Annotated in this window: 13 protein-coding genes; 7 read left to right on the forward strand and 6 right to left on the reverse strand. The window is 70.0% G+C overall.

Annotation, left to right across the window (positions count from 1 at the left end):
- The first annotated feature begins 7 nt into the window (after nt 1-7).
- Nucleotides 8-1,420: a helix-turn-helix domain-containing protein gene (locus ACFRKB_RS06845; RefSeq protein ID WP_383103939.1), complete on the forward strand. Its 1,413-nt coding sequence runs from the start codon at nt 8-10 to the stop codon at nt 1,418-1,420.
- Nucleotides 1,421-1,475: 55 nt separating this feature from the next.
- On the opposite strand, the gene ACFRKB_RS06850 is transcribed toward ACFRKB_RS06845, so the two are convergent.
- Nucleotides 1,476-2,285: an alpha/beta fold hydrolase gene (locus tag ACFRKB_RS06850; protein ID WP_383103941.1), complete on the reverse strand. Its 810-nt coding sequence runs from the start codon at nt 2,283-2,285 to the stop codon at nt 1,476-1,478.
- A gap of 158 nt (nt 2,286-2,443) precedes the next feature.
- On the reverse strand, nt 2,444-2,896 hold the full coding sequence (locus tag ACFRKB_RS06855; RefSeq protein ID WP_383103943.1) for an isomerase: 453 nt from the start codon (nt 2,894-2,896) through the stop codon (nt 2,444-2,446).
- 135 nt (nt 2,897-3,031) lie between these two features.
- On the opposite strand from ACFRKB_RS06855, the gene ACFRKB_RS06860 reads away from it, so the two are divergent.
- Entirely contained in the window at nt 3,032-3,982 is a 951-nt protein-coding gene (locus ACFRKB_RS06860) for a helix-turn-helix domain-containing protein (protein ID WP_383103944.1), read from the forward strand.
- Nucleotides 3,983-4,324: 342 nt separating this feature from the next.
- Entirely contained in the window at nt 4,325-5,017 is a 693-nt protein-coding gene (locus ACFRKB_RS06865) for a methyltransferase domain-containing protein (RefSeq protein WP_383103945.1), read from the forward strand.
- A gap of 5 nt (nt 5,018-5,022) precedes the next feature.
- On the opposite strand, the gene ACFRKB_RS06870 is transcribed toward ACFRKB_RS06865, so the two are convergent.
- Both ACFRKB_RS06870 and ACFRKB_RS06875 read right to left on the reverse strand, forming a co-directional pair.
- A complete protein-coding gene (locus ACFRKB_RS06870) occupies nt 5,023-5,232 on the reverse strand; it encodes a DUF397 domain-containing protein (RefSeq protein WP_383103947.1) in 210 nt (69 codons plus the stop codon).
- A complete protein-coding gene (locus ACFRKB_RS06875; RefSeq protein WP_383103948.1) occupies nt 5,229-6,056 on the reverse strand; it encodes a helix-turn-helix domain-containing protein in 828 nt (275 codons plus the stop codon). Before ACFRKB_RS06875 ends, ACFRKB_RS06870 begins: the two co-directional genes overlap by 4 nt.
- 113 nt (nt 6,057-6,169) lie before the next feature.
- On the opposite strand from ACFRKB_RS06875, the gene ACFRKB_RS06880 reads away from it, so the two are divergent.
- Nucleotides 6,170-6,655, forward strand: a complete 486-nt coding sequence (locus ACFRKB_RS06880) for an ATP-binding protein (RefSeq protein ID WP_383103950.1) — start codon at nt 6,170-6,172, stop codon at nt 6,653-6,655.
- A gap of 10 nt (nt 6,656-6,665) precedes the next feature.
- Here the strand turns inward: ACFRKB_RS06880 and ACFRKB_RS06885 are convergent, their stop codons facing one another.
- The gene (locus ACFRKB_RS06885) at nt 6,666-7,028 is read right to left on the reverse strand and encodes a DUF952 domain-containing protein (protein WP_383103952.1); all 363 of its coding nucleotides are present in this window, start codon (nt 7,026-7,028) and stop codon (nt 6,666-6,668) included.
- Between the two features lie 230 nt (nt 7,029-7,258).
- On the opposite strand from ACFRKB_RS06885, the gene ACFRKB_RS06890 reads away from it, so the two are divergent.
- Complete coding sequence (locus ACFRKB_RS06890; protein ID WP_383103954.1) at nt 7,259-8,590, forward strand: phytase; 1,332 nt, start codon at nt 7,259-7,261, stop codon at nt 8,588-8,590.
- A gap of 444 nt (nt 8,591-9,034) precedes the next feature.
- On the forward strand, nt 9,035-10,207 hold the full coding sequence (locus tag ACFRKB_RS06895; RefSeq protein ID WP_383103955.1) for a lactonase family protein: 1,173 nt from the start codon (nt 9,035-9,037) through the stop codon (nt 10,205-10,207).
- Nucleotides 10,208-10,353: 146 nt separating this feature from the next.
- Here ACFRKB_RS06895 and argS read toward each other — a convergent pair whose 3' ends face one another.
- Entirely contained in the window at nt 10,354-12,114 is a 1,761-nt protein-coding gene (gene argS, locus ACFRKB_RS06900; protein WP_383103957.1) for an arginine--tRNA ligase, read from the reverse strand.
- A gap of 141 nt (nt 12,115-12,255) precedes the next feature.
- On the opposite strand from argS, the gene lysS reads away from it, so the two are divergent.
- A complete protein-coding gene (gene lysS / locus ACFRKB_RS06905) occupies nt 12,256-14,022 on the forward strand; it encodes a lysine--tRNA ligase (RefSeq protein ID WP_383103959.1) in 1,767 nt (588 codons plus the stop codon).
- Nucleotides 14,023-14,039: the final 17 nt, after the last annotated feature.

Here is a 14,039-nt window from a genome sequence, read left to right on the forward strand (position 1 = left end):
ACAGCGAGTGGCGACGACCGAGGCCGAGGCTTTCGCGGAACTGCTGAGGGGGCTGAAGGACCGCTCGGGACGCAGTTACGGCGTTCTCGCCGGGAAGCTCCACGTCAGTACGTCCACGCTGCACCGCTACTGCAACGGCGACGCCGTGCCGACCGATTACGCGTCGGTGGAGCGGCTCGCGCGGTTGTGCGGGGCGAACGCCGAGGAACTGGTCGAGCTGCACCGGCGGTGGATCCTCGCGGACGAGGCGAGACGGCGGGCGCGGTCGGCGCCGCCGGTTTCGGGGACGTCGGTCTCGGGGGCGCCCGTGTCGGCGGCGTCCGGCTTGGGGGGTGACGGCGACGGTGACGCTGCGGGCGCGCCCGAGACCCCGGCTGAGGCTGCCCCGGAGCGCGAGCCGGAACCGGGGCCGGAATCGGGGCCGGAATCGGGATCGGAACCGGAGCCCGCGCCGGAGCTGCGACCCGAGTCGGAGCCCGTCGCCGGGTCCCGTGTCGCCCGCCTCCCCCGTACCAAACGCCTGCGTCTTCTTCTCGCCGCCGTGGCGGTCGTGGCGGTCGCCGTTCCCGCCATCGCCTACGGCAGCGGGGTCGGCAGGTCGACCGACGACGGTGCCGCCGCCACACAGGTGTCGGAGGCTCCGGCCCGGGAGCCGGGGGAGAGCGCGTCGCCCTCCGCCTCGTCGGACGGCAAGGACAAGGACAAGGGCAAGGAATCGCCGTCCGCCTCTCCTCCTGTCGCACCCTCCGGAAGCAAGAGCCCGCCCGCTGCCCCCGGCGCGGGTACGGAGTCCACGGCTCCCGGCCGGACCGACGGTGGCGCGGTGCCGGTGACGGTGGCCACCCGGCCGTACGCCTTCGAGGACCCGTGCAGTCAGCACTACCTGATCGACAGCCCGCCGGAGGAGATCCCCCCGCCACCCACCGAGCAGGACGCGCCGGGCTGGGTCGCCGCGCTCGGCGGGGTCGCGAGCGACGGTCAGTTCATCGAACTGACCGTGCAGGGCACGAGCAGTGACACGGTCGTCCTCCAGGCGCTGCGCGTGAAGATCGTGAAGAGGGACGCCCCGCTCGCCTGGAACGACTACGCGATGGGCGTCGGCTGCGGGGGCAACGTGTCCACGAAGTCCTTCAGCGTCAACCTGGACGCGGGGCGGCCCAGTTCCGTACCGAAGGCGGGCCAGCGGGACTTCCCGTACAAGGTCAGCGAGTCGGATCCCGAGGTCTTCTACATCTCCGCCAGTGCGAAGACCCAGGACGTCAGCTGGTATCTGGAGCTGGAGTGGTCCAGCGGCGAGCGGCACGGCACGCTCCGCCTGGACGACAACGGAAAGCCGTTCCGTACGAGCGGGTCGGCGGGGCGTCCGAGGTACGACCACCCGCTGGGCGGGTCGGAGTGGCAGAAGCCGCTTGACGGCTGACGGCTGACGGCCGACGGCTGACGGGCATAAGGGCCCGTACGCGCGGGCGCTACCGCTACCGCTGCTCGGGCCCGGCCAGCGCCGCCGCGATCACCGCCGCCGGGTTGTCGCGGTAGACGGAGTGGCTTGCTCCGTCCACCGCCGTCCAGTGGAAGTCCGCCTTCGAGCCGGCGATGCGGTGGCCCTCGTCGGCGGTGAAGGCCGGGTTGTGGCCCGGATCGGCGGCGAGCACGGTCACGGGACGCCCGTACTCCGTCAACTCCTTCTCGTACGACCACGGCGTGTTGTGCCGCAGGAAGCTCTCGGCGACGTACGGACTGGTCCGGCGCGCTGCCTGGACCTTGAGGAACACGTCCTCGGGGTGCCACTCCGGGTGGTCGCGGAGAAGTGACTCCTCGGTCGCGTTCAGCTCGGTGACGGTGCCGCGTACGAACTCCTCGACCCCGCCCGAGACCGTGATGACGGGGTCGAGCAGGAGGAGGCGCGATGCCCACCCGGGCTCGGCGCTCGCCGCCGCGGTCGCCACGACGCCGCCCAGGGAGTGGCCGACGACCAGATCCCATGCGCCGCCACCGTCCGGGACGAGGTGCAGTGCGTCGGCGGCGAACCCCTCGATGTCGTAGCGCCGCGTACGGGGCGCGAGGCCATGGCCGCGCTGGTCGGGGGCGGTGACCGACCAGCCGGCCTCGGCCAGTTCGTCCGCCACGCGCCACCAGCAGGCCGCCGCCGAGGTCAGTCCGTGGAGCAACAGAGCGCGCCGCGACGCGTCGGGCCGCCCCCAGCGCATGAGGGGCAGCTGAACGACTGCGGGCATGGCCGGGGCCGGGGCGGGGGCAGTGACGGGAGAGGTCTCTCGCTGGTCCATTCCGTCATACAACCACGTGGCTTGCCGTGAACCGGCCCGAGTCCACACCGTAGTTGGCCTGACCTCGCCGGAGAGCGGCAGCCCGAGCAGGGCCACCGCCCGGTCGCCCAGGCGGGACATCTGGGTGGCGCGGATGTAGTCGTGGCGCAGGTACTTCTTCAGTGGTGCGCGGCGGGGTCGAAGCCCTCGGGGGCCCGGTCGAGGAACGCGGTGACGGAGCTGATCCGGCCGTCATCGTCGAGCACGATCACATCGGTCCCCGCGGCGAAGGACGTGCCTTCGCCGTCGCCGACCAGGATCTCCCACTTCACCCTGGCGCGGTCGTGGTGGATCTGAGGCCGCTCGCGGTGGCGCAGCGACGCGGTGCCAACGTGACCGACGAACTGGTTCCGGAAGTCCATCAATGCCTGTGCCCCGCTGAGGATTCCGATCTCCGCGCGGTACTCGACGCCGTCGGTGAAGGTCGAAGCCGCGAGGCGTCGCTGCTCCGGCTCCGTGACAGCGTTCCAGAACCGCAAGTAGCGCTCAAGGGCGGTTTCGCTCCTGCTCCCGGTCCCGGTCCCGGACGAGGTTTCGGCGGGCTGCTCGGCGTGTGCTGTCGTCTCGGTCATGGCGGTGGGTCCCTTCGTCTGATGAATCGAGCTGGTACGAGCTGTGCTCCTGCCCGACTCTGGCTCCGTCGGCGAGGACTGTCGATGACCCGCGGGGTCATTGCCGTCGCCCGCACGGCCGTGCAGCCTGGGCACATGACGACGACCACCGAACCGGTCGGGGTGCTCGTACGGCGTTGGCGCGAGCGTCGCCGCCGCTCGCAGCTCGACGTGTCGCTCGCCGCCGAGCTGTCCACCCGGCACCTCAGCTGCATCGAGACCGGTCGGGCCAATCCGAGCCGGGACATGATCAGGCGGCTGTGCGACGAACTCGACGTGCCGCTGCGGGAACGCAACGCGTTCTATCTGGCCGCGGGCTTCGCCCCGGTGCATCCCGAGCGGGCCTTCGCCGATCTCGGGGCGGCGCGGGCCGCGGTGGAGGCCGTACTGACCGGGCACGAGCCGAATCCCGCGCTCGCCGTCAACGTGCGCTGGGAGTTGCTGGCCGCGAACCGGGCCATGGGGGTGTTTCTCGGTGACGTGGGCGGGGAGTCGTCGCAGCAGCCGTTCAACGTGCTCAAGGCGACTCTGCACCCTGACGGCCTGGCGGGCCGGATCCGGAATCTCGCGCAGTGGCGTGCGCATGTGCTGCGCCGCGTCCGCCGCCAGCTGGACCGCACCTCGGCGTCCGGCCTGGCCGAGCTGCTGGCGGAGCTGGAGAGCTACCCGGTCCCCGACAAGGACGCGGAGGAGTCCCGGAAGCCCGGAGGCGGAGACACAAGGACCTGCACGGAAACCGGAGTCGTCCCGGACGACCTGGTCGCTCCGTTGAGGCTGTCGACGGAGCACGGCGAACTCGCCCTGCTGTACACCACGACGGTGTTCGGGTCGCCGCGCGACGTGACCCTGGACGAGATCGCCATCGAGACGTTCTTTCCCGCGGACGCGCCCACGGCGGCCTTGCTTCGCGGGGCCGTCGTGGGCGATTCCTTCGGAACACCTACGACAGCCGGTGGGCGCCGGGGTCCTCGTGACGGCGGGATCGCCGAACGGCAGGGATCGGCAGAGGGCCCGAACCACCACCACTCGTTCGGGAACGCGTTCTGAGTAACGGTCAGGATGCGTGCCGGTCTCGTCGATCACGCTGCGGTAGAGGCGGGGCTGCCACACGCCCGTATGCCGGTTACGTACCCACCGACCTCAGTTGCTCGCATGCCGGCATACGGCCGTGTGCAATTCGCGGACGCCGGTGGCACGCGGGTGCCGTTCTGGAAGTGGACCTGCCCCTGTGGGCTGACTCCGCTGACTGCGGCCCATGCCACCCGGGCAACGACTCGCACTGACCGAACCGCAGGCTCCGGCCGACCACTGACCGGAGCCCCGGGCACCCCCGGGTGAGATTCCACGGAACCGGCCCGGCATCAGGCCGCGCCCGCCAGGATGAGGCGGGTGACAACCACCACCACAGACCTCTGGCACCACTACGGCCGCTCCCGCGCCCAGCGTGACCGCTCGGTCCCGGAGTCCTTCCACTGGATCTGGAGCCAGGACGGCGGGCCCGGCGCAGAAGTCCTCGGTGACCTGTCCGGGCGAGTCGTCGGCGACCTGGGCGCCGGGGCCGCCCGGCACGCCGCGCACCTGGCCACCCACCACGAGCCCGCGAGGATCAACGCCGTCGACGCCTCGCCCGCGCAGTACGCCATGGCCACCGATCTGTACGGTCACCTTGCGCCGCGCCTGCACATCGTGCGATCCGATGTCGTGCCGCACCTGCACGAGATGGCCGACGCCTACGACGTGCTCTACAGCGTCTTCGGCGCGGTCGACTTCACCGACCCGCGCGACCTGCTGCCCGCGGCGGCCGTCGCGCTGCGGCCCGGCGGGCGGCTGGTGTTCTCCAGCCTCGGTCACTACTTGAGCGGCGCGCCCGCACAGCCCGATGTGGTGCCTGCCGATGTCTCGGCGAAGACACCGGATGGGGAGGCGACCACGACGCACCGCTGGGTGCTCCAGGAGCAGGTCTGGACGAAGGCCCTGGACGAGTACGGGTTCACCCGGATCAGCGTCGACGTACTACCGGCGACGGCCGAGGGGCCGCGCACCGCCGACACGCTGCTGGTGACCGCGGTCCGGCGGGCCTGAGCGCATCAGCCGGCCGCGTAGGCGGTGAAGGCGGCCCATGCGGTGGGGGCGAGGGTGAGGGTGGGGCCTGTGGGGTTCTTGGAGTCGCGGACGTGGACGGCGCCGCCCTCATCGGTGTTGTGGCTGGACTTGCGCCAGTCGTAGGCGACTTCGAGGCACTCGCCGCCTTCGCTGCCGCTATAGCTGGATTTGAACCACTGAAGCGCGGTGTTCATTGCTCTCCTAGAAGCTCGTCCAGCAGGCCCATGGAGTCCTCGGGGGTAAGGGCCTGCGAACGCAGCATCGCATATTTGCGCGCAAGGATGGACACCTCATCGGGGTCGGAGACCCACTGGCTACCGCGCTGAGTCTCGTTGTAGGCGAGGTGCTGGTGGTCGGGAGTCTCCAGCAGGATGAAGGGGCCGTCCAGTCCAGCGTGGGTGCTGCGGTGCAGCAACAGGAACTGGATGGAAAGGCCCGGAAGTTCGGCGCAGGTGCGTAGATGGCGCAGTTGGTCGACGTAGACCTCTCGGCCCCCGATGGGAAGGCGGAACACTGGCTCCCAGATGACGTAGTTGATAGTCGGCGGGACCTTGCGATGCAGGATCTCCTGGCGCTCGATCCGGGCGGCCGTCTTGGTCTCCACCTCGTCCTCGTCGAAAGCCGGGATGCGGCTGCGGAAGACCTCTCGTGCGTATGCCTCGGTCTGGAGCAGGCCAGGCAGGACCTGGTTCGCATACAGAGATAGGGCGATGGCCTCGCGTTCGTGGTCCACGTACTGCTCCGCCCACAGCGGGAACTGGTCGATCTCCGGCATGTTGGCCACCCCGACCGACAACGCCCCTTTGGTGTCCAGCAGTTCGTCCAGCGTCTCCGCCAGGTCCGCCTTCAGCGGCCGTCGGCCCTGCTCGATCGACGCGATGGTTTCCTCGTCGGCGACGACCCGTTCACCGAGGGAACGCTGCGTGTAGCCCGCCGCCCGCCGGAAGGTCGCCATTTGGGCGCCCAGCATCTTCATCGCCGAGGCGTTCTTCTTCCTCGGGTGTTTCCTGGGATTCATGCCGGCCCAACTCCCCACGTGCGCACGTACTTGATCCTGGGACAGCCCGTACAAAAGATCTGTACGGGGTCACCTGGTGCACAAGTTTAGTCACTCTCCGCGACGATCGCCCTATGGATGCGACAACTCGCCACTTCGTGCTCAGGGAGCGGTTCTTCCGCCGTGACCGGCGGTCCGTCCCCGCCGCCAGGAAGTTCGCCCACTGGGCCCTGGTCGACTGGGACTTGACCGAAGGCTTTCCCGCCGACGACGTGTTGCTGTGCGTAAGTGAGCTCGCCACCAACGCGCTGCTCCACGGCGTACCGCCCGGCCGTGGGTTCCGACTGAATCTGCGGTACGACGGCGACGTACTCCGTATCGAGGTGCACGACAGCGGCCCCGGTGTCCCCAAGATCGTGGACGCGCCTGACGGCGAGGGCGGGCGCGGGTTGTTGCTCGTCGCGGCGTTCGCCGACAAGTGGGGTGTGGGGGAGCGGAATCCCGGCAAGGTGGTGTGGTGCGAGTTCGGGGTGCGGCGGCGGGAAGCGGACGAGACGACGCCCCCGGCGGTCACGCACCACGCCGAGGGCTGGCTCGGTCTCCTGCTGGCCCGACCGTAGGAACCACGGGTCAGATCCCCGCGTCCACGAGCGCCACCGCGGCACCCGTCGCGTCCCACTCGACCTGGAGTAGGCCCGTCACCGCATCGCGGTTGAGAGGGCCGTACACATGCGGGAACCGGGTGTCGTCCGCGACCCCGGGCGGCGTCTTCTCGGCCTGCTGCCGGACCAACCGGGGTTCCAGCGACTCCTCGTCGATGAGCAGCGCCAGCAGCGGGCGGGCCGTGTCGCGGTAGAACGCGTTGGCGATGGCCAGGGTGACCGGCTCGTCCGGGGAGCAGTGGATGAAACCTTCGGTGGCGAGCGACGCGGGCGCGTACGGCTCGTCCGGGTCGCGTCGCCAGTCTTCGAGGGGAAGCAGATGGAAGATCATGCGCCCAGTCGTACCCGGTCCCGCCCCGCCACACGCTCGCCGGCCGGTGCTCAGGGGGGTCGTAGGGATACCCGGTCCCGCCACCGCAGGCCGCTCCCACCGGGCCCCGACCCGGACCATCGCTGTGCTCGTGAATGTTCATGCCAATGGTCCGTCGGGGCCATCGACCGCCCACGGCCGGGCCACGTCCGGAGCGCACCGTAGCCCTGTTCCCACTCAGGAAGGTGCTCATGCGCAGCTCATTCAGCAGGGATCACAAGCGTTACGCGGCTGTCGCCGTGACCGCGGCCTCGGCGGCGCTGGCCGCGATCGTGGTGGCCCCGGCACAGGCCGAGACCCCCGTCCCCGCCATACCCGAGGTGACGGCGAAGGCCGAGACCCCGACGCTCTTCGACGACGAGGCGGGCGGCAACTCCAGCGCGGACGACCCCGCGATCTGGGTGAACCCCGAGGACGCCCAGCGCAGCCTGGTGCTCGCCACCGCCAAGGTCGGCGGCCTGTACGTGTACGACCTCGCCGCGCGCCAGGTCCAGGCGCTCGCGGCCCCGAAGCCGCCGAGCGCCGACGACGAGCCCGGCCGTATCAACAACGTCGACGCCATCGAAGGCACCGACCTGGCCATCGCCACCGACCGTGGCCGCGACAAGCTCGTCATCTACCGCGTCGACGCGAACCGCAGGCAGAACCCGGTCAGCGATGTCACGGCCGAGGACACCTCGCCGTACATCTTCTCCGCCGACCAGGCCGAGGTGAACGAGCAGGCCACCGCGTACGGCCTGGCCTCCTGGAAGGACCGCAAGACCGGACGTATCTACGCCGTGGTCTCCCAGGAGATCGAGAACCGGGTGGCGCTGCTGGAGCTGACGAACGCGGCCGGCGGCACCATCGGCTACCGCAAGATCCGCACCATCCAATTCCCCAGCACCTTCAAGCTCCCGAACGGCGATTCCTGGACGCCCTGCGAGGCCCCGGGCGAGCAGCCCTACCTCGAAGGCATGCGTGTGGACCCGGCCAACGGCACGCTCTACGCCGGGCAGGAGAACGTCGGCCTCTGGCGCCTCAACGCCGACCTCACCGGCGAGCCCACCCTGATCGACAAGGTCAAGGACTTCGGCGTCCCGTACGAGCAGGACCCGGCGACCGAAGAGTGCACCCCCGGCGAGGACCCCGGCTTCGGCGGCGAGCACCTCGTCGCGGACGTCGAGGGCATCACGCTGATCGACCAGCCGAACGGTGGCGGTTACGTCGTGGTCTCCAGCCAGGGCGACTCCACTTTCGCGCTGTACGACCGCGACCCGGCGAAGGGCAACAAGTTCAGGACGAGCTTCCGGGTGGCGGCGGGCAAGGGCGACAACGCCATTGACGGCGCCGACGGCACGGACAGCCTCGACATCGTCAACAAGCCCCTGGGCGGCCGGTATCCGCACGGCCTCGCCGTGATCCACGACGGCCTCGACACCCCCGAGGTCACCGGGCCGGACGGCGAACCCCGCGAGGGCTCGAACTTCAAGTACGTCGACCTGAGGGACCTGGCCACCGCCACGGGCCTCAGCTTCCGCTGACGGGCGGTCGCTCCGCGCCGGGCGACTGACGCCTCACCCCTCGGCTGACGCCTCCTCGGCTGACGCCTCACCCCTCGGCGCCCGGCGAACGGAATGAACGTGGGCCGACTCCGCACCCGGAGCCGGCCCACGTTGGCGTTCACACGTGTGGCCTGGGGAGGATGACTGTCCGTGGGATCCCGCTGCCCAGCCGGGCTGTTCCGGCCGGCCGTGGCGGGACTGAGCCCTCGGGGCCGGACCGGAAGCAGGGACGTGCGTCCGCCTGGCGCGCGACCGTTCGCGCCCCTTGATCATCCGAAGGAATTACCCGATGGGCGACGGTCCGTCGGCGCGCGCCCTTCGCCCCTCAATATGACGGGCGGAATGACGCTCTGCGCCGGCTGCGAGGTGCGCCCGCCTCACAGGAGTCGCCCTCCCCGGCCGGCCCGACTCAGGAAGAGGCAGATGCCCACAACTACCCGCAGGTGCGCCCGTATTGCCAAGGTCGCCATGACCGTGGCCCTCTCGACGGCCGCCTTCGCCGTGCCCGCCACCGCCACCGCCACGGCCGGCACCTCCACCGCCACCACCGCTGCGCCCGCCGACCACCACGGCAAGGTGGTGTTCGTCCAGAACGACCGTGTCGAAGGCAACCAGGTGATCGCCTACGCACGCGACGCCGATGGTTCCCTGCACCGCCGTACGGTGTACGGCACCGGCGGCAAGGGCGGTGTCCTCGGCGGCTCCGTCGTCGACCACCTCGCCTCGCAGGGATCGCTGACGTACGACCCTCACCACAAGCTGCTGTACGCGGTGAACGCGGGCAGCAACACGGTCACCGTCTTCTCGGTCGAGGGCGAGCGGCTCCACCGTAAGCAGATCATCGAGTCCGGGGGCATGTTCCCGGTCAGCGTGACCACGCACGGCGACCGGGTATTCGTACTCAACGCGCGCGAGGGCGGCTCCATTCAGGGCTTCCGGATGAAGGAGGGCAAGCTGCACCGGGTCGCGGAGTGGCACCGCAAGCTGCACCTGAACACCGGCGCCATGCCCGAGTTCACCCACACCCCGGGGCAGGTGGCCTTCACCCCCGACGGATCGAAGCTCGTCGTCACCACCAAGCTGGGCGGCAACAGCATCGAGGTCTTCCGCTTCAGCCGCGACGGCGCGCTCGCGCACAAGCCCGTCGTGGACAGCAAGGAGGGCGCGCAGCCGTTCGGGCTGACCTTCGACGCGCGCGAGCGGCTCGTCGTCGCCGACGGCGTGGAGAACAGCCTCCTGACGTTCCGTCTCGACAAGGACGGCCGAACCACGCTCATCGACGCCGCGCCGACCGGCCAGCAGGCCACCTGCTGGGTATCCCGCACGGGCGACCACTTCTTCGCCTCCAACGCCGGCAGCAACACCGTCACCCGCTTCCGCCAGGTTGAGGCCCGTCTCGAACGCCTGGGCAACACCCCCACGGGCGTCGGCACGGTGGACTCGTCCATCACCCCTGACGGGCGCTTCCTCTATGTCCAGACGGGTGGCGCGGGCGCGGTCGACGCGTTCCGCATCCACAAGAACGGCTCGCTGACCAAGATCAGCACCACCAAGGTTCCCGACGGAGTGGGCGGCGAAGGCATCGTCGCCCTCTGACGCGTCCGTCGGACACGGCATGGCCTCGCCGTTCTCGCGTTCACGGTGAGGCCGTACCGGGTGCGGTCCGGTGAGCCGGCGCTCCAGGGGCAAGAGAAAGGGCGCCACCGCTGTTCGCGGTGGCGCCCCGTGGTGCGTACGGAGCGTTACAGGCGCTCGGGGGAGCGGATGCCCAGGAGTGCCAGGCCCTGGTGGAGCGTGCGGGCCGTGATGTCGCAGAGGAAGAGGCGGTTCTCGACCAGCTCCGCCGGGTTCTCGTCGCTCAGGACGTGGCACTGGTCGTAGAACGTCGTGAAGTGCGACGCCAGTTGGTACAGGTACGCGGCGAGCTTGTGCGGTTCGTACGCCGACGCGACCTCCGCCAGGACCTCGCCGAACTGGTCCACGTGCAGGCCCAGCGCCCGTTCGGCCGGGGCCAGTTCCAGGTCCGGGTGGGCGGCCGGCTTCGTGGTGCCCGCCTTGCGCAGGATCGACTGGATACGGGCGTACGCGTACTGGATGTAGACGGACGTGTCACCGTTCAGCGAGACCATCTGGTCCAGGTCGAACTTGTAGTCGCGGGCGGCGGACGTGGACAGGTCGGCGTACTTCACCGCGCCGATGCCCACCTGCTTGCCGCGGTCCGCGATCTCGTCCTCGCTGAGGTCCTTCGCCTTCTCCCGTACGACGGCCGTCGCCCGCTCCACCGCCTCGTCCAGCAGGTCCACCAGCCGTACGGTCTCGCCCTCACGGGTCTTGAACGGCTTGCCGTCCTTGCCGAGGACCGTGCCGAAGGCCAGCTGGACGGCGTGCACCTCGTCGTTCAGCCAGCCGGCCCGGCGGGCGGTCTCGAAGACCATCTTGAAGTGCAGCGACTGGCGCGCGTCGACCACGTACAGCAGGGTCGTCGCCGACAGGTTCCGCACCCGGTCCCGGATCGCGGAGAGGTCGGTGGCCGCGTAGCCGTAGCCGCCGTTGGACTTCTTGACGATGAGCGGGACCTTGTTGCCGTCCGGGCCCTTCACATCGTCGAAGAAGACACAGAGCGCGCCCTCGGAGCGGACCGCGACCCCGGACTCCTCCAGGATCCGGCAGGTCTCCTCCAGCATGTCGTTGTAGCCGGACTCGCCGACGATGTCGGGGTCGCGGATCTCCATGTCCAGCTGGTTGAAGACCGAGTAGAAGTAGATCTTCGACTCGTCCACGAACCGCTGCCACAGGGCCAGCGTCTCCTTGTCACCGGCCTGGAGGTCCACCACCCGGTCCCGGGCGCGCGCCTTGAACTCCGGGTCGGAGTCGAAGAGCGTCCGCGACGCCTTGTAGAGCCGGTTCAGGGAGGACATCGCCTCCTCGCCGGAGGTGGCGGCGCCCTTGTGGTCCAGCTCGTGCGGGTGCTCGATCAGATACTGGATGAGCATGCCGAACTGGGTGCCCCAGTCGCCGATGTGATGGCGCCGGATCACCTTCTCGCCCGTGAACTCCAGGATCTCCACCATCGCGGCGCCGATCACGGCGGAACGCAGATGCCCGACGTGCATCTCCTTGGCCACGTTCGGCTGCGCGTAGTCGATGACGGTCGTGCCCGGGTCCGGCTGGTGCGGGACGCCGAGCCGGGCGTCCGCCGCGCGGGCCGCGAGGGTCTCGATGATCGCCCGGTCCGTGACCGTGATGTTGAGGAAGCCGGGGCCGGAGACCTCGACCTCCTTGATCACGTCATCGGCGGGCAGCGACGTCACGACCCGTGTCGCCAGCTCGCGCGGGTTGCCCTTGAGCTGCTTGGCGAGCGCCAGGAGACCATTGGCCTGGAAATCGGCCCGGTCGCTTCGGCGGAGCAGCGGGCTCGCGGGACCGGCCTCCGGCAGGGCTGCCGAGAGGGCGTCCGCGATGCGCTGATCGACGGTCGAAGCGAGGGAAGTGACCGAGGCCATGGGCTGGTGCCGTTCCTGTCGGGTGCGGAGGGAAGTCCTGCCCAGTATCCCATGGGGTAACAAGCCATTTTCGCTCTCCCGGGGGTACCTGGGAGAATGGCAGCCGCCGGAATGTTTGGGCGTACGAGAAAGAAGAAGGACGTGCCGATCGTGGCTCAGAGCACCGAGACCGACTGGGTCTCCCGTTTCGCGGACGATGTCATCGCCGAGTCGGAGCGACGTGCGCCTGGCAAACCGGTCGTCGTCGCGTCCGGACTCTCCCCCTCCGGACCCATTCACCTGGGGAATCTCCGCGAGGTCATGACCCCGCACCTGGTCGCGGACGAGATCCGCAGGCGCGGGTACGAGGTCAGGCATCTGATCTCCTGGGACGACTACGACCGCTACCGCAAGGTTCCGGCCGGCGTTCCGGGTACGGACACGTCCTGGGCCGAGCACATCGGCAAGCCGCTGACGTCCGTGCCCGCCCCGGCGGGATCGGCGTACCCGAACTGGGCCGAGCACTTCAAGGCGGCGATGACCGGGGCGCTGGCCGAGCTGGGCGTCGAGTACGACGGCATCAGCCAGACCGAGCAGTACACCTCGGGCGCCTACCGCGCGCAGATCCTGCACGCGATGAAGCACCGCGCGGACATCGACGCGATCCTCGACCGCTACCGGACCAAGGACAAGGGACCGGACAAGGGTCCGGCCAAGGCGGCGAACGGACAGCAGAAGGGGCAGCAGAAGAAGGTCGAGGAAGCCGAGCTGGAGGCCGCCGAGGGCTCGGGCGCGGCGGCCGAGGACGACGGCAGCGGCGGGGCCGCCGGCTACTTCCCGTACAAGCCCTTCTGCGGCGGCTGCGGCAAGGACCTCACCACCGTCACCGCGTACGACGACGAGACGACCGCGCTGACGTACACCTGCGGCGAGTGCGGCTTCTCCGAGACCGTCCTGCTGAGCGAGTTCAACCGCGGCAAGCTGGTCTGGAAGGTCGACTGGCCCATGCGCTGGGCGTACGAGGGCGTGATCTTCGAGCCGTCCGGGGTCGACCACTCCTCGCCGGGGTCCTCGTTCGTCGTCGGCGGGCAGATCGTGCGCGAGATCTTCGACGGCGTCCAGCCGATCGGCCCGATGTACGCCTTCGTCGGGATCTCCGGGATGGCGAAGATGTCGTCCAGCAAGGGCGGCGTGCCGACCCCGGCCGACGCGCTGAAGATCATGGAGGCGCCGCTGCTGCGCTGGCTCTACGCGCGGCGCAGGCCCAACCAGTCGTTCAAGATCGCCTTCGACCAGGAGATCCAGCGGCTCTACGACGAGTGGGACGCGCTGGAGCGCAAGGTCGCCGACGGTTCCGTCCTGCCGGCCGACGCCGCCGCGTACTCCCGGGCCACGAGCACGGCGGCCGGTGAGCTGCCGCGTACACCGCGCCCGCTGCCGTACCGCACGCTGGCCTCGGTCGTGGACATCACGGCCGGCGCCGAGGAGCAGACCCTGCGGATCCTCAGCGAGCTGGACCCGGCGCGCCCGCTGGCCTCGCTGGACGAGGCGCGCCCCCGGCTGGACCGCGCGCAGAACTGGATCACCAGCCAGGTGCCGGCCGAGGCGCGGACGATCGTGCGCTCCGAGCCCGACCAGGAGCTGCTGGACTCGCTCGACGCGCCGGGGCGCGAGTCGCTGCGGCTGCTGCTGGAGGGCCTGGACAGCCACTGGTCGCTGGACGGGCTGACCACGCTCGTCTACGGCGTACCGAAGATCATGGCGGGCCTGGCCCCCGACGCGAAGCCCACGGCCGAGCTGAAGACCGCGCAGCGGTCGTTCTTCGCGCTGCTCTACCGGCTGCTGGTCGGCCGGGACACCGGGCCGCGGCTGCCCACGCTGCTGCTGGCGGTGGGCGCGGACCGGGTGCGGAAGCTGCTCGGCGGCTGAGCCTGAGACGTGACGGC

Origin of the sequence: Streptomyces scopuliridis, assembly GCF_042790125.1 — a bacterium.
Taxonomy (GTDB): domain Bacteria; phylum Actinomycetota; class Actinomycetes; order Streptomycetales; family Streptomycetaceae; genus Streptomyces; species Streptomyces scopuliridis_A.

Excerpts from the sequence above, each read along its gene's own strand:
- ACFRKB_RS06850 (WP_383103941.1), bottom strand. The coding sequence starts at position 2,285 with ATGGACCAGCGAGAGACCTCTCCCGTCACTGCCCCCGCCCCGGCCCCG.
- ACFRKB_RS06855 (WP_383103943.1), bottom strand. The coding sequence starts at position 2,896 with ATGACCGAGACGACAGCACACGCCGAGCAGCCCGCCGAAACCTCGTCC.
- ACFRKB_RS06860 (WP_383103944.1), top strand. The coding sequence starts at position 3,032 with ATGACGACGACCACCGAACCGGTCGGGGTGCTCGTACGGCGTTGGCGC.
- ACFRKB_RS06870 (WP_383103947.1), bottom strand. The coding sequence starts at position 5,232 with ATGAACACCGCGCTTCAGTGGTTCAAATCCAGCTATAGCGGCAGCGAA.
- ACFRKB_RS06875 (WP_383103948.1), bottom strand. The coding sequence starts at position 6,056 with ATGAATCCCAGGAAACACCCGAGGAAGAAGAACGCCTCGGCGATGAAG.
- ACFRKB_RS06880 (WP_383103950.1), top strand. The coding sequence starts at position 6,170 with ATGGATGCGACAACTCGCCACTTCGTGCTCAGGGAGCGGTTCTTCCGC.
- ACFRKB_RS06885 (WP_383103952.1), bottom strand. The coding sequence starts at position 7,028 with ATGATCTTCCATCTGCTTCCCCTCGAAGACTGGCGACGCGACCCGGAC.
- ACFRKB_RS06890 (WP_383103954.1), top strand. The coding sequence starts at position 7,259 with ATGCGCAGCTCATTCAGCAGGGATCACAAGCGTTACGCGGCTGTCGCC.
- ACFRKB_RS06895 (WP_383103955.1), top strand. The coding sequence starts at position 9,035 with ATGCCCACAACTACCCGCAGGTGCGCCCGTATTGCCAAGGTCGCCATG.
- argS (WP_383103957.1), bottom strand. The coding sequence starts at position 12,114 with ATGGCCTCGGTCACTTCCCTCGCTTCGACCGTCGATCAGCGCATCGCG.